Annotated in this window: 23 protein-coding genes; 12 read left to right on the forward strand and 11 right to left on the reverse strand. The window is 62.8% G+C overall.

Features of this window, described 5'->3' with window-relative positions; all coding sequences use genetic code 11:
- The first annotated feature begins 9 nt into the window (after window positions 1-9).
- Window positions 10-1,359 (forward strand): glucarate dehydratase, encoded by a 1,350-nt coding sequence (gudD, locus tag ACYQ47_RS22745; protein ID WP_250465959.1) that lies wholly within the window; start codon window positions 10-12, stop codon window positions 1,357-1,359.
- A 280-nt stretch (window positions 1,360-1,639) separates the two neighbouring features.
- Here gudD and ACYQ47_RS22750 read toward each other — a convergent pair whose 3' ends face one another.
- The 3 genes from ACYQ47_RS22750 to ACYQ47_RS22760 form a co-directional block, all read right to left on the reverse strand.
- Complete coding sequence (locus tag ACYQ47_RS22750; protein ID WP_244826482.1) at window positions 1,640-2,458, reverse strand: DUF72 domain-containing protein; 819 nt, start codon at window positions 2,456-2,458, stop codon at window positions 1,640-1,642.
- A 36-nt stretch (window positions 2,459-2,494) separates the two neighbouring features.
- Window positions 2,495-2,761 carry a cupin domain-containing protein gene (locus ACYQ47_RS22755; protein WP_459907046.1) on the reverse strand — a complete coding sequence of 89 codons (267 nt, stop codon included), beginning with the start codon at window positions 2,759-2,761 and terminating at the stop codon, window positions 2,495-2,497.
- A 100-nt stretch (window positions 2,762-2,861) separates the two neighbouring features.
- On the reverse strand, window positions 2,862-3,158 hold the full coding sequence (locus tag ACYQ47_RS22760; RefSeq protein ID WP_459907048.1) for a hypothetical protein: 297 nt from the start codon (window positions 3,156-3,158) through the stop codon (window positions 2,862-2,864).
- Between the two features lie 418 nt (window positions 3,159-3,576).
- Here ACYQ47_RS22760 and arsC point away from each other — a divergent pair, with 418 nt between their 5' ends.
- Window positions 3,577-3,999 carry an arsenate reductase (glutaredoxin) gene (arsC, locus tag ACYQ47_RS22765; protein ID WP_244828133.1) on the forward strand — a complete coding sequence of 141 codons (423 nt, stop codon included), beginning with the start codon at window positions 3,577-3,579 and terminating at the stop codon, window positions 3,997-3,999.
- A gap of 109 nt (window positions 4,000-4,108) precedes the next feature.
- Window positions 4,109-4,381, forward strand: a complete 273-nt coding sequence (locus ACYQ47_RS22770) for a hypothetical protein (protein ID WP_244826479.1) — start codon at window positions 4,109-4,111, stop codon at window positions 4,379-4,381.
- 106 nt (window positions 4,382-4,487) lie between these two features.
- Here the strand turns inward: ACYQ47_RS22770 and ACYQ47_RS22775 are convergent, their stop codons facing one another.
- Complete coding sequence (locus ACYQ47_RS22775; protein ID WP_250466292.1) at window positions 4,488-4,982, reverse strand: MgtC/SapB family protein; 495 nt, start codon at window positions 4,980-4,982, stop codon at window positions 4,488-4,490.
- A 131-nt stretch (window positions 4,983-5,113) separates the two neighbouring features.
- On the opposite strand from ACYQ47_RS22775, the gene ACYQ47_RS22780 reads away from it, so the two are divergent.
- The gene (locus tag ACYQ47_RS22780) at window positions 5,114-5,488 is read left to right on the forward strand and encodes a RidA family protein (RefSeq protein ID WP_284503230.1); all 375 of its coding nucleotides are present in this window, start codon (window positions 5,114-5,116) and stop codon (window positions 5,486-5,488) included.
- Between the two features lie 3 nt (window positions 5,489-5,491).
- Here the strand turns inward: ACYQ47_RS22780 and ACYQ47_RS22785 are convergent, their stop codons facing one another.
- The gene (locus tag ACYQ47_RS22785; RefSeq protein ID WP_459907050.1) at window positions 5,492-6,088 is read right to left on the reverse strand and encodes an alpha-ketoglutarate-dependent dioxygenase AlkB family protein; all 597 of its coding nucleotides are present in this window, start codon (window positions 6,086-6,088) and stop codon (window positions 5,492-5,494) included.
- 130 nt (window positions 6,089-6,218) lie between these two features.
- Between ACYQ47_RS22785 and ACYQ47_RS22790 the strand changes: the two genes are divergently transcribed.
- Window positions 6,219-6,608, forward strand: coding sequence for a response regulator (locus ACYQ47_RS22790; RefSeq protein WP_244826475.1), 390 nt, complete (start codon window positions 6,219-6,221; stop codon window positions 6,606-6,608).
- Between the two features lie 7 nt (window positions 6,609-6,615).
- On the opposite strand, the gene ACYQ47_RS22795 is transcribed toward ACYQ47_RS22790, so the two are convergent.
- Window positions 6,616-7,425 carry an endonuclease/exonuclease/phosphatase family protein gene (locus ACYQ47_RS22795; protein ID WP_250465929.1) on the reverse strand — a complete coding sequence of 270 codons (810 nt, stop codon included), beginning with the start codon at window positions 7,423-7,425 and terminating at the stop codon, window positions 6,616-6,618.
- A 50-nt stretch (window positions 7,426-7,475) separates the two neighbouring features.
- Window positions 7,476-8,015, reverse strand: a complete 540-nt coding sequence (locus tag ACYQ47_RS22800) for a hypothetical protein (protein WP_459907053.1) — start codon at window positions 8,013-8,015, stop codon at window positions 7,476-7,478.
- Window positions 8,016-8,399: 384 nt separating this feature from the next.
- Here ACYQ47_RS22800 and ACYQ47_RS22805 point away from each other — a divergent pair, with 384 nt between their 5' ends.
- The 4 genes from ACYQ47_RS22805 to ACYQ47_RS22820 all read left to right on the forward strand — a co-directional run bounded on the left by ACYQ47_RS22805 (window position 8,400) and on the right by ACYQ47_RS22820 (window position 12,622).
- Window positions 8,400-9,377 carry an AAA family ATPase gene (locus tag ACYQ47_RS22805; protein WP_459907055.1) on the forward strand — a complete coding sequence of 326 codons (978 nt, stop codon included), beginning with the start codon at window positions 8,400-8,402 and terminating at the stop codon, window positions 9,375-9,377.
- Window positions 9,378-9,562: 185 nt separating this feature from the next.
- Complete coding sequence (locus ACYQ47_RS22810; protein WP_459907057.1) at window positions 9,563-10,663, forward strand: NAD(P)/FAD-dependent oxidoreductase; 1,101 nt, start codon at window positions 9,563-9,565, stop codon at window positions 10,661-10,663.
- 125 nt (window positions 10,664-10,788) lie between these two features.
- On the forward strand, window positions 10,789-11,103 hold the full coding sequence (locus ACYQ47_RS22815; RefSeq protein ID WP_244826470.1) for a high-potential iron-sulfur protein: 315 nt from the start codon (window positions 10,789-10,791) through the stop codon (window positions 11,101-11,103).
- A gap of 229 nt (window positions 11,104-11,332) precedes the next feature.
- The gene (locus ACYQ47_RS22820) at window positions 11,333-12,622 is read left to right on the forward strand and encodes an MFS transporter (RefSeq protein WP_244826469.1); all 1,290 of its coding nucleotides are present in this window, start codon (window positions 11,333-11,335) and stop codon (window positions 12,620-12,622) included.
- A gap of 24 nt (window positions 12,623-12,646) precedes the next feature.
- Here the strand turns inward: ACYQ47_RS22820 and ACYQ47_RS22825 are convergent, their stop codons facing one another.
- Entirely contained in the window at window positions 12,647-12,916 is a 270-nt protein-coding gene (locus ACYQ47_RS22825; protein ID WP_244826468.1) for a hypothetical protein, read from the reverse strand.
- A gap of 54 nt (window positions 12,917-12,970) precedes the next feature.
- Complete coding sequence (locus ACYQ47_RS22830) at window positions 12,971-13,729, reverse strand: Mut7-C RNAse domain-containing protein (RefSeq protein WP_459907060.1); 759 nt, start codon at window positions 13,727-13,729, stop codon at window positions 12,971-12,973.
- 90 nt (window positions 13,730-13,819) lie between these two features.
- Between ACYQ47_RS22830 and ACYQ47_RS22835 the strand changes: the two genes are divergently transcribed.
- From ACYQ47_RS22835 to ACYQ47_RS22845, 3 genes are all read left to right on the forward strand, one after another.
- Window positions 13,820-14,692 (forward strand): NAD(P)-dependent oxidoreductase, encoded by an 873-nt coding sequence (locus ACYQ47_RS22835; RefSeq protein ID WP_250509607.1) that lies wholly within the window; start codon window positions 13,820-13,822, stop codon window positions 14,690-14,692.
- A gap of 89 nt (window positions 14,693-14,781) precedes the next feature.
- Window positions 14,782-15,207 (forward strand): hypothetical protein, encoded by a 426-nt coding sequence (locus ACYQ47_RS22840; RefSeq protein WP_244826465.1) that lies wholly within the window; start codon window positions 14,782-14,784, stop codon window positions 15,205-15,207.
- Window positions 15,208-15,214: 7 nt separating this feature from the next.
- Entirely contained in the window at window positions 15,215-15,580 is a 366-nt protein-coding gene (locus ACYQ47_RS22845; RefSeq protein WP_309844700.1) for a response regulator, read from the forward strand.
- A 213-nt stretch (window positions 15,581-15,793) separates the two neighbouring features.
- On the opposite strand, the gene argC is transcribed toward ACYQ47_RS22845, so the two are convergent.
- Both argC and ACYQ47_RS22855 read right to left on the reverse strand, forming a co-directional pair.
- A complete protein-coding gene (gene argC, locus ACYQ47_RS22850; protein WP_459907063.1) occupies window positions 15,794-16,747 on the reverse strand; it encodes an N-acetyl-gamma-glutamyl-phosphate reductase in 954 nt (317 codons plus the stop codon).
- A gap of 162 nt (window positions 16,748-16,909) precedes the next feature.
- Window positions 16,910-17,476, reverse strand: a complete 567-nt coding sequence (locus ACYQ47_RS22855; RefSeq protein ID WP_459907065.1) for a flavodoxin family protein — start codon at window positions 17,474-17,476, stop codon at window positions 16,910-16,912.
- Window positions 17,477-17,658: the final 182 nt, after the last annotated feature.

A 17,658-nucleotide genomic window follows, 5' to 3' on the forward strand; every position in this document is an offset into this window, starting at 1 on the left:
GCTCCGACCATGTCCACTCAAGCACCTCAAGCGAACGCCACACCCAAAGTCACCGACCTGCGCGTCGTACCGGTCGCGGGCCGTGACAGCATGCTCATGAACCTGAGTGGCGCGCACGGGCCGTTCTTCACGCGCAACATCGTGATCCTCACCGATAGCGCGGGCAATCAGGGCGTCGGCGAAGTCCCGGGCGGCGAGAGCATCCGCAAGACGATCGACGATGCGCGCGCGCTCGTCGTCGGGCAATCCATCGGCAACATGCAGGCGGTGCTGAACCGCGTGCGCACGCAATTCGCGGATCGCGACGCGGGCGGCCGCGGCCTGCAGACGTTCGACTTGCGTACGACCATCCACGCCGTCACCGCGCTCGAAGCGGCGCTGCTCGATTTGCTCGGTCAGCATCTGGGCGTGCCGGTCGCGGCGTTGCTCGGCGAAGGGCAGCAGCGCGACGAAGTGGAGATGCTCGGATATCTGTTCTATGTCGGCGATCGCAACAAGACGGACCTGCCGTACGCGAGCGGCGCGGATGGCCGCGACGACTGGGAACGCCTGCGCACCGAAGAAGCGATGACACCTGAAGCGGTCGTCCGTCTGGCCGAGGCCGCGAAGGCGCGCTACGGCTTCAACGATTTCAAGTTGAAGGGCGGCGTGCTATCCGGCGACGAAGAGATGCAGGCGACGACCGCGCTCGCGGAACGCTTCCCGGAAGCGCGCGTGACGCTCGATCCGAACGGCGCGTGGTCGCTTGCCGAAGCCATCCGCCTGTGTCGCGACAAGCACGACGTTCTGGCCTACGCCGAAGATCCGTGCGGCGCGGAAAACGGTTACTCGGGCCGCGAAGTGATGGCCGAATTCCGCCGCGCGACTGGCCTGCCGACGGCCACCAACATGATCGCGACCGACTGGCGGCAGATGGGTCACGCAATCCAGTTGCAATCCGTTGATATTCCGCTTGCCGATCCGCACTTCTGGACCATGCAAGGCTCGGTGCGCGTCGCGCAGATGTGCAACGACTGGGGTCTTACGTGGGGATCGCATTCGAACAACCACTTCGATGTATCGCTCGCGATGTTCACGCATGTGGCCGCCGCCGCGCCGGGCAAGATCACGGCGATCGATACACACTGGATCTGGCAGGACGGCCAGCGTCTGACGCGCGATCCGCTGCAAATCGTGGGCGGCAAGGTGAAGGTGCCGGAGCAGCCGGGTTTAGGCGTAGAACTCGATATGGATGAAGTGGAGAAGGCGCACGCGCTGTATCTGCAACACGGACTCGGCGCGCGCGATGATGGCGTCGCCATGCAGTATCTGATTCCGAACTGGAAGTTCGATAACAAGAGGCCTTGCATGGTGCGATGAGCGGGCAGTGATCTAAGGGACTGCGGCGAAAATGCTTCGTTTGGGGGCGGGGCATTTTTGTCGCGAGGGAAGAAGCGTCTGGAATCTTCGGCGTAATCTTCGCCGTCGCTGCGACATTGGGAATTGCACTGATCCTTATCGGCCGAACGGCATTTAGTTACAACACCCTGCCACCGCCTGTGAAAGTGAACTGACATAAATCCGGTGACGGCTCTTTACCTACGAAGCGGCAAAGACACCGTCACCGGTCGCTACCCGCGGAACGTTCGCCTCAGTCGAATTACGTCGTCCCATTGATTCGTTCGGTCAGTGCAATTGCCGCAGCGGGATTGCGCTCCTTATAACCACTGATGACGTAAAGAAACACATCCCGTGAACCGACCTTCGCACCCGCGCTTGTCGATGCCCTCGCCATATCCTCAGGCACGCCACCCGCCGCCCATTCTTTCGCGCGGCTCGCCCAGCCATCGAGCGCGGCCTTCGAGTAACCTTGCTTCTGCTTCTCTGTCGTTCCCATGATGCGTGCATAGACGAATGGTGCGGTCGTATCCGCGATTTGCGGATACTTCGAGTCTCCCGCGACGACAATCGCCACGCGATGCTTTCGCGCCAGCGCCACGAATGCCGGATCGCTGAAACTCTCGTGTCTCACTTCGACGGCATGACGAATTGCGCGGCCTTCCACTTTCGCGGGTAGCAGCTTGAGGAAAGCGCCGAAGTCATCGGCATCGAACTTCTTGGTCGCTGCGAATTGCCAGTTGATCGGGCCGAGCTTGTTCTGTAGTTCCAGCACGCCGCTCTTGAAGAAACGCTCGATGGTTTCGCCCGCATCGGCGAGTACTCGGCGATTGGTCGCGTAACGCGGCGCCTTCAGTGAGAACACGAAGTCGTCCGGGGCTTCATCGCGCCATTTGGCGAAGGTCTCGGGCTTTTGCGAGCCATAGAACGTGCCGTTCACCTCGATGGTCGTGAGCGCGCGGCTCGCGTATTCGAGCTCCTGCTTCTGCGCGAGTCCCTTCGGATAGAACGTGCCGCGCCAGGGCTCGAACGTCCATCCGCCGATACCGACGCGAATCCGCGCCGTCTTTCGCGTGGCCATATGTCGTCCTCGATGTCGTGTGTTCGCCGATGCGGCTTACTTGCGCCCAACCAGATAGGTCACGCCTTGCGGTCCGTAGCGTTCTTCATGCTCGAGATTCGCGGACAGCTGGAAGATCTCGCCGACGTGATACAGCCGCTCGTCATCGCCAACGCGGATGGTGATCTCGCCTTCGACAATTAGCGCCTTGGCTTCGAAGGGATGCGCGTGAATATCCATTACGCCGTTCGGCTCGCGCGTGACGGTCACGACTTCTTGAAAGCCCTCCTCGGGAAGAAGGGCGAGGAATTCGTCTCGGTGCATGGCGATCGTTCCAAAGGGAAAAGGAAAGCGCGCCCGCATATGCGAGCGCACGGGATCATGCACCGGATGCTAGCGCAACTTTCAGGCCGCGCTTGCTGCTTCAGTTGCCGAAGAATATGTCGCAGGGCGGCCCGCGCACGCACGGCTTGGAGATGCCCGCGTTGGTTCCGGTCGTGCCGATTGCGCCAGTGGCGCCACGAGAGGCGGGCGCGCCGCCATACGACATATCGCCCGTTTGGCCTTGCGTGCTGCCTTGCATCGCCGGTTGCGACGAGGTATCCGCCGTGGTTTGTCCCGGCACCTGCGCCGTGCGGTAATACGTTTCCTGCGCCGAGGCGCTGCCAAGAGCCACCAGTAGCGAGGCGGCAAGCGCCGTCGCGACGAGACGTGTTTTCATATCGACTCCTTGAATGAGATGCACGAACCGACAATGGCCGGGTCGCGCTATTCGTTGTAGCGAACCGTCGTTCGCACACGACGTGCCACGGTGCGTTCTACTCGATGGCAGTGCGCGAAGAGGCGTCAGGGCCGGTTCCGGTCGGCTTCTGCCATGCGACCACTTGCCGGACTTGTAGATATGCAATTCGAAGGCGACTGCGAAGCAGTCAGGGCCGAACGCCAGTAAGACCGCTGGCGGATGATGCACCCAAGACATGCCGCACTGCACACTTCGTTATAGGCCGCGCAGCCGCGATTGAACAGGGTATTTGCTGCATCGCTGGCAATCCGGTCGGTGGCCTGACGCAAGCCGGGCGTGCGCGTCATCGTGAGGTCGGCCTAGAATGCCGAATGTGATCATCAAGGACATCGCCGACATGACTGTCATCATCTATCACAACCCGAAGTGCGGCACCTCGCGCAACACACTCGCGCTGATCCGCAATGCGGGCATCGAGCCGAAAGTCGTCGAGTATCTGACCGCGCCGCCGGATCGCGCGACGCTCACTTCGCTCATCGCGCGCGCCGGGCTTTCCGTGCGCGAAGCGCTGCGCGAAAAGGGCACGCCCTACGCCGAGCTCGGCTTGGGCGACACGAGTCTCACCGACGAGCAACTCATCGACGCCATGCTCGCGCATCCAATCCTCATCAATCGTCCCTTCGTCGATACCCCGAAAGGCGCGCGACTGTGCCGTCCATCCGAACTCGTGATCGATCTTTTGCCGGAGCCGCAAAAAGGACCTTTTGCAAAGGAAGACGGCGAAGTGGTTATCGACGAAGCAGGCAAACGCTTGCTCTGACTTGACCGTTACCTGACGTTACCTTTCTCGCGGGTCTGTTGCACCTGTGTCAGGAATCGCCTTCTAGACTGCACTCGACATCACGCAATCGGGGCAAGGAGAAGGCGACATGAAGAAGCAGCTTGCAACTGTGGCAATCGCGTTGGCAGGACTCGGGGGTTTGGCGGTATCGACGGCAGCATCGGCGCATGTCGATGTCGCGGTAGGCGTCGGCGTGCCGGTTTATGCACAGGCCCAGCCGGTCTACGTGCAGCCCGCATACGGATACGGCTACGGCGATGAACGCTGGCGCGAACATGAATGGCGACGCCACGAGCGCGAGCGTCATTGGCGGCATGAGATGCATCGCGAAGAACGCTGGCGCGAACATCACGGCTGGTAAGCGCATCGACTTTCTGCGCCTGGAAACGCGGCGGGCCGCAAGGTTGCGCCGCGTTGCTCATTGAATGATGCGAGAGTGTGCCGACGCGCACAGGCAACTCCGCCAGTCACTCTTCCTCGCCAATACCCGCCGGACGTTGACTCGGCGGCTTGCGCATCCAGCGCTTCAGCAAGCCTTTCTCGATGATCCGCCCAACCGTCAGCAGCACGATGAGAATCACCGTGGCGATCAGCGCGAGACTCCATACGCCGAGCCCACACAGAATGCCCACGGCCGCCGTCACCCAGATGGAAGCCGCCGTGGTCAGCCCGCGAATGCGGTTCTCGCGCGGATTCTGAATGATCACGCCCGCGCCCAGAAAGCCGATGCCCGTCACGATGCCTTGCACCACCCGCGAGACTTCGGTGTTGTGCGCGAGCGGCTCGGTGGCAAATCCGAGCGCACACATGGTCGCGATGCACGCACCTAGCGACACGAGCCCGAGCGTCTTCATGCCGGTCGGTTTGCCGTGCAGATCGCGATCGACGCCGATGATGCAGCCGATCGCCACCGCGACGAGCATGCGGACGACGGCATCGATGAGAATGGGTTGAGGAAGCATCGCGAAGAAACAGGACTGGAAGGGACGCTGCATCTTCGCATCAAAGGTCCGGACGCGCGCGGGATATTTTGGCGGGCTAACGTGCCGGTTCCTTGCAAGGAGACAACGTGAACCACCGACCCAAATTCTCGATGATCGATGCCGCGCCGACGCCTGTCGGCCCGTTCTCCCACGCGGCAGAAGCCGACGGCTGGGTTTTCCTCACCGGCCAGATGCCGACCGACCCCAACGACGACAACGCCCCGCTGCCCGAGGGCGTCGCCGCGCAGACGCGCCGCGTGATGGATAACCTGATCCTGGTGCTGACGGGACTCGGCCTCACGCTCGACAGCGTGGTGAGCGCGCGCATCTTCCTCACCGAGTTCAAGCGCGACTACGACGCGATGAACGCCGTGTACCGCTCTTACTTTCTGCCGAAGCCGCTGCCGGCGCGCACGTGCATCGGCGTGACGGGCCTTGCGCGCGATGCGCTCGTCGAGATCGACTTCGTCGCGCGGCGGCCCTGAAGTTCAACGCCGCTTCGATGCGTCGACCCAGCGAAAGGTCAGGTTGATGCGTTCGCCGCGCGCGCCCGGCTCCTTCGGCACGCGATGCACCCATTCCAGCTGCGTGCGTCCGCGCATCACGAGCAGGCTGCCGTGCGTCAGCGCGAGCGCGTGCGTGGCATGCGTGCGCGCGTGGCGGAACTCGAATGCACGCGTGGCGCCAAGACTCACCGACGCGATCACCGGCTCGGGCCCGAGCTCGCGTTCCTTGTCGGCGTGCCAGCCCATGCTGTCGAGCCCCGTGCGATAACGGTTGAGGAGCACGCTGTTGAAACGCGCGGCGCACACGACCTGAGCGGCATCGCGCAACCGGGCGACGGCGGGCGTCCACGGCTGCGGCACGTTGCGGATGCCCGAGTAGACATAGACGGCATCCGGCTCGCCTTGCCACGCGGTCAGGCGCGGCAGCGGCAAACGGCCGCGGGGCGTGTTCATCGTGTCCTGCTGCCAGCTTACTTCCGCGATCAGCTCGCCCATGAGATCGGAACCGGCGTCGGAGTCGATCCAGTCCGGGTGCCACACGATATCGGGTTTGGGAATGTCGTCGAAGAGATCGAACATGGGAACGCCGGCGTGCGCGGAAAAGTCCACGATAGCAGAGCTGTCGCATGCTGCCTTGCGCCCTCATTTCATCAGGCTCGGGCGTTGTGCTACAGTCGCCTCGCCATCTTGAAAATGTACGAGGACACGCATGAACACCACCGCCGAAGCGACCGGCGGCGCGGCGTCGAGCCGGCGCATTCTGATTGTCGACGACAGCGAGGACGCCGCGCTTGCCATGTCGATGCTGCTCGAGGCACTGGGCCACGAAGTGCGCACGGAGCACGACGGTCCGCGCGCGCTGCAGTCCATCGACGATTTCAAACCCGACGTGGTGCTGCTCGATATCGGTCTGCCGGGCATGAACGGCTTCGACGTGGCGCGCGAGATGCGCAAGCGCCCCGTCACGCGCGACGCCTTGCTGCTCGCGCTGACCGGTTACGGCAGCGACGCGGATCGGCAGAATTCGATCGATGCCGGCTTCGATCATCACCTCACCAAGCCAGTTTCCATCGACGCTCTGGAAGCGCTGCTCGGCTAACGCCGCCTCATTCCTCAACGCGCAGTCTCGCCATATACGGCAAGTGATCGGACAGCCATGCGGTGTCCTGCGTCGGCACGAGCCATTCGACAGGCTTAAGACCGCGCACGAACATCTTGTCGAGCGCGAGTGCGGGCGAGAACGCCGGAAAGGTGCGGCCGGATTCGCCGAGCATCGTCGCGACCTCGCTCATGCCGAGTTCGCGAAATAGCGGCACGGAATCGTTGCGCCAGTCGTTGAAATCGCCTGCCAGCACGAGCGGGCCTTCCGGCGCTTCCTTCGCAATCCAGTGCGCGATCCAGTTCATCTGACGCAGACGCGCGGAACGCGTGAGCGCCAGATGCGCGCACAAGAGCGTGATGGCCTTGCCGGCGAAAGTGGCGCGCGCGACCAGCAAGCCACGCTTTTCGAAGCGATGCGCCGAGATGTCCCAGCGCCCGGACAGATCCAGCGGATGCGGCGACAAGATGGCGTTGCCGTGCCGCCACGACGGCTTGAACACGTTCGGCCCGAGGGCGATCTGCAATTCGAGCGCGGTGGCGATTTCGGTGGCCTGGCAATGCCAGACATCGTCGAGCGGCGCTGCAAGCGGGTTGCCGAAACCGCTTGCGAGCACGGGCTGCGGCATGCGCCGCGCCATCGCTTCCTGGAGAAAATAGACGTCGGCGTTGGTGGTCTGAACCCACCGCTGCATGGCGTTCCAGGCGCGCAGTCCGAGCGGTGAGCGGCCCTTGTGGAGGTTCCAGCTTACGGCGGTGAAGTCCGGCGTGCCGTTGTGCGTGGATGGACCTGGCGGAAGATGTTCTGGGTTTCGCATGCGTTCGTTGTGTGGTGGCGCGGCCTCTCTACTTTATGTCACGAAGGCCGTCATTGCGTTGCTGGTGCCGAAGCCATGCTCGCGCGCACTCGATACAACAGCGTCGGATTGCTGTCGACGATCTTCCATTCGCCCCATTCGCCGGGCTTCAGCACGAGCCCCGGATGCGATCCGCTCACCTGACGCGGCACCGGCGGCAACTTGCAGCCGGCCGCCGTGGTCCGCGAGGAATCATCCTGAAGCGTTTCCTGAGCGTCGATGGCGAGCGTGATGTCGTCGGCGCTCGCGTGCGTCGGCGAAACGGTGATGGTGCGCGTGAGATCGATGTCGCCCGCCGGCTGATTCGCACAGCCGACCTGATTCTGCGTGATGTTGTGATGCGTATCGGTGCGCGCCTGGCCGACATTCGTCGTGGCGGAAAACGAATCGATTTGCTGACCGTCGCGCACGACCTGCAACTGCCAGTCGACAGGCTGCGGCGTGCTTGACTGCGCCCAGGCAGGTCCCGCCGATACCACCACGAGGCACGCGCTCGCAGCAAGCGCAAATCTAAAGGGGAACGGCAAGACGGTTCGTGTTGTTCTTTGCATTGAAGGCTTCTCCGGCGCACGGGCGGTTCGGATGGCGGCGTTTCGCTCTTGCGCGTGATCTGCTTGGGCGAAAAGCCGCTGGATCGGCGTTTCCTCGGCGACTTGATTCTGACCGGGCTGCACGGCTACGGTTCAGCCAGAATCCTTACCAAAACCCGACATCTGGGGCCGCGCAAAACACTTCGCAGCGAGGTTGGAAAAACGCCGCAGAAAAACAGCACGTTTCGAACCCGCTCGCGGCACGCTCACACGTGGGACGAACGATGATACTCGCGCCTGCGCTATGCGGCGGAATTGGCAGCAGACCCGCGAGACTGCTCGCTTGCGTGGTGTTTTGTCGTCGCTACACTGGCTTTGTCGACCAAAACAATGACGGGGTGTGACATGACGACAGCCGTGGTGAAACAGGAACTGGCGGTGGCATCGTTCAGCAAGGTCTACAGTCTCGACGACGTGGAAACCGCGCTCAACGACTTGTCCGAAGGCGCAAGCGACGCCCTGCGCGCCACTTACGAAAAGATGCTCAAGGTCGGCAATCTGCGCTTCTGCGTGAAGCCGAATCGCATGCCGTGCATCGACGACCTTGCGGCTTCCCTGCCGAACTTCGAGGAGCCGCTCGACGACATTCGCAAGCAGATCGCGCTGTGCCTCGAAACCGAGGACCGCCTCGAACTCATGCCAATACTGTTGCTTGGCGAACCCGGCATCGGCAAGACGCATTTTGCGAAGCAGCTTGCGCGAATGCTCGGGACCACGTCGCATTACGTGGCGATGAGTTCGCTCACGGCCGGATGGATTCTCTCGGGCGCGTCGTCGCAATGGCGCAACGCCAAGCCAGGCAAGGTGTTCGACGCCCTCGTGAACGGCAGTTACGCGAACCCCGTCATTACCGTCGATGAAATCGACAAGGCCACCGGCGACGCGCAATACGATCCGCTCGGCGCGCTTTACGCGTTGCTCGAACACGACACGGCGCAGACTTTCATCGACGAATTCGCGGAAGTGCCGATCAACGCGGGCAACGTCGTGTGGATTGCAACGGCCAACGACGCGCGCGCCATTCCCGAGCCGATCATGAACCGCATGAACGTCTACGAGATTCCCGCGCCGGATCGCGACGGCGCGCGTCGTATCGCGCAGGCGATTTACGACGACATCCGCACGACGCACGCGTGGGGCCGGCGCTTTCCCGAAACGCTCGGCGATGCCCCGCTCGATGCGCTCACGCAAGCCTCGCCACGCGGCATGCGGCGCGCGATGCTCAACGCGTTTGGCAACGCGCGTATCGACGGACGGCATCACGTCGAGGCGCGCGATATCCAGCTCGACCGTAATTCGCGCAAGAAAGCGATCGGTTTTTAAAGCGCTCGAATTTTTGGAATTGCCAAAAAAGCCGTGGAAACATGGCTTTTTTGTCATCGGACGGCCAGTTTCATGCCTTTTTCTGCATTGCTCCGTAATTCGGTTCAATTGCCATGCGTTTGTTGTGCAACTCGCAATAGTCAAGAACGTAGAATGGTTGCGAGCTATCTTGCGACGGAACGGACATGGATCGGATCGAGTGCGTGGTAATCGGCGCGGGCGTGGTTGGACTTGCGATTGCGCGGCAACTGGCAATGCGCGGGCGCGAAGTGATCGTACTGGAAGCGGGCAAGGCGATCGGCATTGGCACCAGTTCGCGCAACAGCGAAGTGATTCACGCGGGCATCTACTATCCGCGCGGATCGCAGAAAGCCGAGCTGTGCGTGCGTGGGCGCGAAATGCTGTACGAATACTGCCGCGAGCATGGCGTGCCGCATCGGCAATGCGGCAAGCTGCTCGTTGCCACGGCGCGCAATCAGATTCCGCAGCTTGCGGGCATCGAACAGAAGGGCCTGGAAAATCGCGTGGAAGGTCTCGTGCGGATCAGCGGCGCACAGGCGGCGGAGATGGAGCCGCAACTGACGTGCGTCGAGGCGGTGTGGTCGCCGAGTACGGGAATCGTCGACAGTCACCAGTACATGCTGGCGCTACAAGGCGATGCCGAGAATCACGGCGCGAACATCGTGTTTCATACGCCGGTGGCCGCCATCGACGCGCGCGAAGGCTGCTTTATCGTCGAGACCGGCGGCGATGCCCCGGCGCGCTTCCGGGCGTCGTTTCTGATCAACAGCGCGGGGCTTCACGCGAACAGGATCGCCAGCAAGATTCGCGGTCTCGACGATCGTCACGTGCCGCCGCTCTACTTCGCGAAGGGCAACTACTTCAGCGTGAGCGGGCGCGCGCCGTTCGAACGGCTCATCTATCCGATGCCCAATGAAGCGGGACTCGGCGTGCATCTGACCGTCGACATGGGCGGCCAAGCCAAGTTCGGTCCTGATGTCGAATGGGTGCAGTCGCTCAATTACGATGTCGATCCGCGCCGCGCCGATTCCTTCTACGCCGCGATTCGTGCGTATTGGCCGGGTCTGCCTGACGACGCGCTGCAGCCGGCCTACGCGGGCATCAGGCCGAAGCTCTCGGGTCCGGGGCAGGCTGCCGCCGACTTCATGATTCAAGGCAAGTCCGCGCATGGCGTGCCGGGGCTCGTGAATCTGTTCGGTATCGAATCGCCCGGACTGACGGCTTCACTCGCCATCGCCGAGCGCGTGGCGGACATGATGCGTTAGCCGCGATTCCCCCGGGTTCTTATCTATAACATTTGGCTTCATCGATTCGCTTCCGGATTGTTATGCTCGGGCATCGCCGTCGTCAGAACGGCGTTTTCCCCCAATACAACATGGAGCGAGTCACCATGAAGGCATCTCGTCGTACGTTTCTCATCACCAGCGTGGGCGTTGCATCGACGTTCGCGCTCGGCTCGAAAGCCGCTTTCGCCGACGCACCGAAGGTCGACGAAAACGATCCCACCGCCAAGGCGCTCGGCTACAAGGAAGACGCGACCAAGGTCGATAAGGCCAAGTTCGCCAAGTACGCCGCCGGCGAAGACTGCGGCAACTGCCAGTTCTATCAAGGCAAGGCCGCCGATGCCTACGCGCCGTGTCCGATGTTCGCGAACAAGCAGGTCGCCTCGAAGGGCTGGTGCGGCGCGTATGTAAAGAAGGCCTGAGCTTTCTTCGTTCTACGACGAACGCGCCTGGCGGCATTGCCCGGCGCGTTTTGCGTTGTAGCCGCTTGATAAGCAAACGCATGGTCTTTACACTCGCCAAGGCAAATTCAGCCTTACGCCTCGCCTGAGCAAATGCATTCGATGCGCCGGGCGATACGCGCACGACGCGGCCAACGGGGGTCCGTCCGATGGCACGAAACCCAATGATCGACAAACCAAAGGGATTCGCATGGCAGGCAGACCATTGAATGCGCGCGCCGTCGCGGCCGCGGTTATCGGCAATGCGCTGGAGTGGTACGACTTCACCGTGTTCGGCTTCATGACTGTCGTCATCGCCCGCTTGTTCTTTCCGAGCTATAGCGACTACTCATCCATTTTGCTGACCACCGCGACCTTCGGCGTCGCGTTCGTGATGCGGCCGGTCGGCGGCATCGTGCTGGGTCTTTATGCGGATCGCGCGGGACGCAAGGCGGCGCTCACGTTGGTCATCGCGATGATGACCATCGGCATTCTGCTGCTCGCGATAGCGCCGCCATACTCGGCAATCGGGATCGGCGCGCCGCTCGTGATCGTGTTCGCGCGGCTGTTGCAGGGCTTCTCCGCCGGCGGCGAGTTCGGAACGGCGACCGCGCTCTTGATCGAAGCAGCGCCGTTTTCCCGACGCGGTTTCTACGGCAGTTTCCAGATGGCGAGTCAGGCGGCGGCGCTCTTGCTCGGCGCGCTCGTCGGCGCGGCGATCACGCGCGGACTGTCGCCCGAAGCGCTCGATTCATGGGGCTGGCGCGTGCCGTTCGTTCTCGGTTTGATCATCGGGCCGATCGGCCTGTACATTCGGCGCAACATGGCCGATACCGAAGCGTTCCTGCACGCGAAGAAGACCGCGCGCCGCGCGACGCTTGGTGAAGTCTTCCGCAATCACAGCCGCGAAGTGCTGTGCGGGCTCGGTTCGGTGATCGCGCTGACGGTGACGGTCTATGTGCTGATCGCCTATCTGCCGACCTTCGCGGTCAAGCAACTCAAGCTGCCGCTCGGGCAGTCGTTCACGGCGCTGATCGTCGGCAATCTCATCTTGACCGTGCTTTCGCCGGTGGCGGGCGCGTGGTCGGATCGAATCGGACGCAAGGGCCTGACCTTGTGGTCGCTTCTCATCACGCTCGTGATCATCTATCCGCTCTTCGCGTGGCTCGCCGCCGAACCGAGCGTGGCGCGGCTCGTGGTCGTGCAGGCGCTCTTGTCGATCACGCTGTCCGGTTACTACGGGCCGTTCGGCGCGCTGATCGCGGAGCTGTTTCCCGCTCATATCCGCTCGACCGGGCTTGCGCTCGCGTACAACATCGCGGTGATGCTGTTCGGCGGCTTCGGGCAGTTCATCGTGACGTGGCTCATCAAGACGACGGGCTCGCAACTCGCGCCGACCTTCTACGTGATGGCGGGACTCGTGCTTTCGATCATCGCCGTGGCCTGCATTCCGGCGACGCGTCACGTCGATGTCGACGAGGCGCGCGACGGCATCCGCTAGGCGGTCGAGCGCCTGCGCGACGCTTCAACGCTCCAGACCCGCTGCGACGAGCAATTCCGCCAGGACTTCGGAGAGACCGCCTTCGTGGTTCGCGGCGCGTTCCTTCAATTGCGTCACGAGCTTCTCGTCCAGCTTGCAGGCAAACGGCACGAGGCCCTTGGCCTGATCCAGCTTGCGCTGCTCGCGCCGATCCAGTTTCGGCGCTTCCGCTGCGCCCACGCGCGGCTTGCCGCCTTGCTTCAGGTCGTTGGCGAGCTTGAACGCCTTGGTTTGTTCCAGTTGAAATTTGTTCACGCGATGCTCCGTTGCGGCGTTTTGATAGGCAGGGGCCGTATTGTACGTGGAGGTTCACACGCGGCTTGCATCCGCGAGACCGTCGATGCGCTCGCGCATGCGCTTCCAGTGCGAGCCTTCCCAGAAGACGCGGCGGCAGACATCGCAAGTCACGAAACGCGTGTGCCGTTCGCGCACGCCTTCGGGCACGCGGTCGTCGATCTCGCTCGCTGCCGCGCGACGCAGCGGCGCGTTGCACATGAGGCAGAGGCGAAACGCGCGCACATGCGGCGCGAGATCGAGACGTTCCGCCACTTCACGCCATTGCTCGTCGGCATGCAGTGCGCGCACGTAGCAGCCGTGCAGCACATTTTTTCGCTTGAGCAATTCGCGGTCGCGCGTAAGGACGATGCGTGCTTCATCGTGCGCAAGGCGCTCGATTTCATCGTCGGCGAAGTTGTTGTCGTAACGCGTGTCGAAACCCGCGAGCCGCAACAGTTGCGCGAGGCCGCCGAGATGCGCATCGGCGATAAAGCGCAAATTTTCCGCGACGAGTGCCGGCCGCAAGAGCCGCGCGCCTTCGGCCATGCCGGGCGGCACGCGCCGCGCGGGATAGATCTCGATGACATCGTTTTCTTCGATCGGCGCGTCGAAGCCGGCCGGATGCCCGTTGCGCACGATCAGCGCCACTTCCGTGTGCGGCACGCCCAGCGCTTCGATCATGTGTTTGGCCGACGAAGACGGCGGACAGGCGCAAGCGAATGCCTGCCCGCGTTGGGGCCGCGCCAGAAAGTCGTTCAGTTCGCGATGGAAGTGAAAGCGCGCCGTGACCATGCAGGGAGTATCGCATCGGCGGATTCGGCGTGCTGCCGGTCGATGTGCTCTACTGGCGCTCGGTCGGCAATCAACGAATGGAGCGTAAGCATGGATATCGGATTCATCGGTCTGGGTGAAATGGGCGCGGCCATGGCCGTCAACGCGCTGAAAGCGGGCCACACGGTGCGCGTCTGGAACCGCTCGCGCGACAAGACGCGTTCGCTCGCGGACCAGGGCGCATCCGTGGTCGATACCCCCGAGCAGGCATTTGCCGGCGACGCCGCCTTTTCGATGCTCGCGGACGATCAAGCGCTGCGCTCCGTGCTGATCGATGGCGGCTTGCTCAAGCACGCGCCGAAAGGCCTCGTGCACGTGAACATGGCGACCATTTCGGCGGCGCTCGCCGTCGAACTCGCGCAATTGCACGCGCAGCATGGCGTCGCTTACGTGGCCGCGCCCGTGCTTGGCCGGCCGGATGTCGCGGCGGCGGGCAAGCTCAACATTCTCGCGGCCGGCGCCGATGCCGACATCGCGCGCGTGCAACCCGTCTTCGACGCGCTCGGTCAAAAAACCTGGCGCGTGGGCCACGAACCGCAGCACGCCAACGTGCTCAAGCTGGCGGCGAATTTCATGCTGGCGTCGGCGATAGAAAGTTTCGGCGAAGCGGCCGCGCTCGTGAGCGGACACGGCATCGAGGCGCAGACGTTGCTCGACGTCATCACGAATTCGCTGTTTCCGGGGCCGGTTTATCAGGGCTACGGCAAGATGATCGCGGAGCGTCGTTACGAGCCCGCGCTCTTCAAGGCGCGGCTCGGTCTGAAGGACGTGCGCCTCGCGATAGCCGCGGGCGACGCGGTCAACGTGCCGCTGCCAGTCGCGAGCGTGGTGCGCGACAACCTCGTCGACGCGCTTGCCCACGGCGACGGCGAAAAGGACTTCGCGGTGCTCGGGCAAGTGGCGGCGCGCCGCGCGGGACGATGATCGTTGAAAAGAAACGTCTGTTCTAACGGGTTCGTGATTTGCTGGGATGGCTATGCATCGAACGTAATTAAAAATAGCTGGGAGACGTCATGCCATCGAACCGCATCGCCTTTGCCGCGCTTTGCTGGGGCGCCTTGTCGAGCGCGCCCGCTCACGCCGATGACACCCCGAGCCCGTGCGATGCGCTGAAGCGCATCGTGGCGGCGGCGCCGAATTTCTCGTCACTCTCCGCAATCGATGGACGGCCCGTCGCGTTGGCATACGGCGACGGCGCGAGCTGCGCGGCGTCGCAAAGCAACTATCGATGCACCTGGACGCCGCACGGCGGAGCAAGCGCCGATGCGCTGCAAAGCGTCGCGGCGGACATCGCTTCCTGTCTGCCGGACGCCACCCACGATCAGAATTCGCCCGCGCGCCAGCACTTTTATCTTGGCGCACGCGGCGCGCGCACGGAGATCGCGGCATCGCAGGCGGGCGAGAACAAGCTGAAGCTCGAAATCTACGGCAACCGGTGAGGCTATCGTGACGAAGCGCATCCTTATAGCCGACGCCGACGACGACGCCCTGAGCGGTCTCGCCAATCTCCTGAATGGAATGGGGCACGAAGTGGCGCTCGCCGCCAATGGCGCGCAAGCCGTGCACGTGGCCGCGCAGTTTTCGCCGGATGTCGTGATTCTGGATATCGGCGCGCCGCTTTTGGATGGGCTCGTCGCCGCGCGTGATTTGCGCCGCACGCCCACAGGTCACGCGATGATGCTCGTTGCGCTCACGGGCTGGGGTCAGCCGCAACACCGCGAACTAACGATGGATGCGGGCTTCGACGTACATCTCGTGAAGCCAATTTCATCGGATCAACTGCAGTTCATTCTCTCGATGACGCAGCCGTGAAATATTCCGTGTTGATCGCATGCAACGGAGATGTTGCATCGCATCAAATTTAACGATATAGTTACTCCTGTCTCCTCCATGTCTCCACTGATATGGATTCAGCCCGCCAAACTAGGCGGGCTTTTTTTCGTCCGCAGCAAATGATGCAGCCAATAAAAAAAGCCGATCCGCTGACAAAACGAACCGGCTTTTCTGCTTTCCGAGGGATAACGATCAGCGCGTGAGCCCGGCTTCCTCGTCGGCACCGATGGCCAGATTCATGCATTGAATCGCCGCGCCGGATGCGCCCTTGCCAAGATTGTCGAGCCGCGCCACGGTCACGAAACGCTCTTCGTTGCCGAACACGAAAATCTCGACACGGTTCGTGTCGTTGCACGCTTGCACGTCGAAGAAACCGTTGTCGAGATTGCTTTCGGCATCGAACGGAAGCACGCGCACGAACGGCTCGTTGTTGTAGTACTCGGCGAGCATATCGCGCACGTCCTGCGGGTTCGCCTTGCGCGCGAGCTGGTCGGGCGAGAAATATGTCGTCACCGCCAGACCCTTCAGGAACGGGCCGACTATTGGCGTAAAAATCGGCGCGCGCTTCAAACCCGTGCGCACCGACATTTCCGGCAGATGCTTGTGCGTGAGGCCGAGTGCGTACGGACGCGGACTCGCCAGACGCGCGTCGCCGCCGGCTTCGTATTCGGCGATCATCTTCTTGCCGCCACCGCTGTAGCCGGTGATCGAATAGGCGTGCGCGTCGAAATCGGCGGATACGAGACCGCCCGCGACGAGCGGTTGCACCGACAGTACGAACGCCGATGCATGGCAGCCCGGTACGGCGATGCGCTTCGCAGTACGCAGACGTTCCCGCTGCGCGCGCGACAGTTCGGGCAGACCGTACGCCCAGTCGTCCTGCGTGCGAAACGCGGTGCTGGCGTCGATCATGACGGTGCGAGCGTTGTCCTTGTCGACGAGCGAAACCGATTCGCGCGAGGCGACATCCGGCAGGCATAGAAAGGTCACGTCGGATGCGTTGATGAGGCGGCGGCGTTCCTCGACGTCCTTGCGCTTCGTGTCGTCGATACGCAGCACTTCGATGTCACGGCGTCCCGACAGATATTCGAAAATCTTAAGGCCGGTGGTGCCTTCCTGTCCGTCGACAAATACTTTCGTGGTCATCTCGATCTCACTGGTTCGGCGCGACGACGCAAATGGTTGCAACGCCTACGCGCTCGCCGCAAAAACGGACATTTTAAGGCGTTTCCGAGACGCGTTGATGTCCGTTGTCCGCAACGAGCGCGTGCAGGCTGTCAAACGCGCCGCCCAAGCGGCGCGCGCGCCTTACTTGCCGGTCCAGCGAGCAGTCACGGCAGCGATTCGCGCGCCAAACACGCGGGCGCTTTCGAGATCGCCGGGCGGCGGTGCTTCGTCCGGCGATGCATCCGCCGGCGATTGCGTCAGCAACCCGGTCGAGCCGCCGACGAAGTTCAGGTCGTTGCGGGTAGCGGCCTTCGTGTTCGACGGCATCATGCCGGTGCCCGCCCAGATCATGCCGTGCTGCATGGCGAGCGTGACGAAGTAGGAAATCGTCAGAAACTTGTCGCCGTTCATGGTCGCGGAATTGGTGAAGCCCGCCGCGATCTTGTCTTTCCATTTTTGCGCGAACCAGGGTTTGGAACTGGCGTCGGCGAATTTCTTGAAGTCGGCGGACGGGCCGCCCATGTACGTCGGCGAGCCGAAGATGATGGCGTCGGCGGCATCCAGGTCGGCCCAGGCGGCGTCGTCGAGATCGCCGACTGCGATCAGTTTGGCGTTGGCGCCTGCGTCCGTGGCGCCGGCCAGCACGGCTTCGGCGGCTTTCTTCGTGTGGCCGTAGCCGCTGTGATAAACGATGATGATGTTCGACATGGTTTCCTTTAGCCGCGATGAATTCGCGGTGCGTCTCGACTGCACGCGTGTGGGTTTGCTCTTCGCGACGACGGCATGGAAGCCATCACTCGACGAAGGCGGCGGGCGAGCGGAACCAGTCTAGCAAAGACAAATTTCGTTCTGCGGACATGGATGCGGCGAGCGTTACGCTCGCCGCCCGT

This window comes from Caballeronia sp. HLA56 (genome assembly GCF_054655155.1).

Coding starts and splice junctions, on each gene's coding strand:
- gudD (WP_250465959.1), top strand. CDS start 10: ATGTCCACTCAAGCACCTCAAGCGAACGCCACACCCAAAGTCACCGAC.
- ACYQ47_RS22750 (WP_244826482.1), bottom strand. CDS start 2,458: ATGGCCACGCGAAAGACGGCGCGGATTCGCGTCGGTATCGGCGGATGG.
- ACYQ47_RS22755 (WP_459907046.1), bottom strand. CDS start 2,761: ATGCACCGAGACGAATTCCTCGCCCTTCTTCCCGAGGAGGGCTTTCAA.
- ACYQ47_RS22760 (WP_459907048.1), bottom strand. CDS start 3,158: ATGAAAACACGTCTCGTCGCGACGGCGCTTGCCGCCTCGCTACTGGTG.
- arsC (WP_244828133.1), top strand. CDS start 3,577: ATGACTGTCATCATCTATCACAACCCGAAGTGCGGCACCTCGCGCAAC.
- ACYQ47_RS22770 (WP_244826479.1), top strand. CDS start 4,109: ATGAAGAAGCAGCTTGCAACTGTGGCAATCGCGTTGGCAGGACTCGGG.
- ACYQ47_RS22775 (WP_250466292.1), bottom strand. CDS start 4,982: ATGCTTCCTCAACCCATTCTCATCGATGCCGTCGTCCGCATGCTCGTC.
- ACYQ47_RS22780 (WP_284503230.1), top strand. CDS start 5,114: ATGATCGATGCCGCGCCGACGCCTGTCGGCCCGTTCTCCCACGCGGCA.
- ACYQ47_RS22785 (WP_459907050.1), bottom strand. CDS start 6,088: ATGTTCGATCTCTTCGACGACATTCCCAAACCCGATATCGTGTGGCAC.
- ACYQ47_RS22790 (WP_244826475.1), top strand. CDS start 6,219: ATGAACACCACCGCCGAAGCGACCGGCGGCGCGGCGTCGAGCCGGCGC.
- ACYQ47_RS22795 (WP_250465929.1), bottom strand. CDS start 7,425: ATGCGAAACCCAGAACATCTTCCGCCAGGTCCATCCACGCACAACGGC.
- ACYQ47_RS22800 (WP_459907053.1), bottom strand. CDS start 8,015: ATGCAAAGAACAACACGAACCGTCTTGCCGTTCCCCTTTAGATTTGCG.
- ACYQ47_RS22805 (WP_459907055.1), top strand. CDS start 8,400: ATGACGACAGCCGTGGTGAAACAGGAACTGGCGGTGGCATCGTTCAGC.
- ACYQ47_RS22810 (WP_459907057.1), top strand. CDS start 9,563: ATGGATCGGATCGAGTGCGTGGTAATCGGCGCGGGCGTGGTTGGACTT.
- ACYQ47_RS22815 (WP_244826470.1), top strand. CDS start 10,789: ATGAAGGCATCTCGTCGTACGTTTCTCATCACCAGCGTGGGCGTTGCA.
- ACYQ47_RS22820 (WP_244826469.1), top strand. CDS start 11,333: ATGGCAGGCAGACCATTGAATGCGCGCGCCGTCGCGGCCGCGGTTATC.
- ACYQ47_RS22830 (WP_459907060.1), bottom strand. CDS start 13,729: ATGGTCACGGCGCGCTTTCACTTCCATCGCGAACTGAACGACTTTCTG.
- ACYQ47_RS22835 (WP_250509607.1), top strand. CDS start 13,820: ATGGATATCGGATTCATCGGTCTGGGTGAAATGGGCGCGGCCATGGCC.
- ACYQ47_RS22840 (WP_244826465.1), top strand. CDS start 14,782: ATGCCATCGAACCGCATCGCCTTTGCCGCGCTTTGCTGGGGCGCCTTG.
- argC (WP_459907063.1), bottom strand. CDS start 16,747: ATGACCACGAAAGTATTTGTCGACGGACAGGAAGGCACCACCGGCCTT.
- ACYQ47_RS22855 (WP_459907065.1), bottom strand. CDS start 17,476: ATGTCGAACATCATCATCGTTTATCACAGCGGCTACGGCCACACGAAG.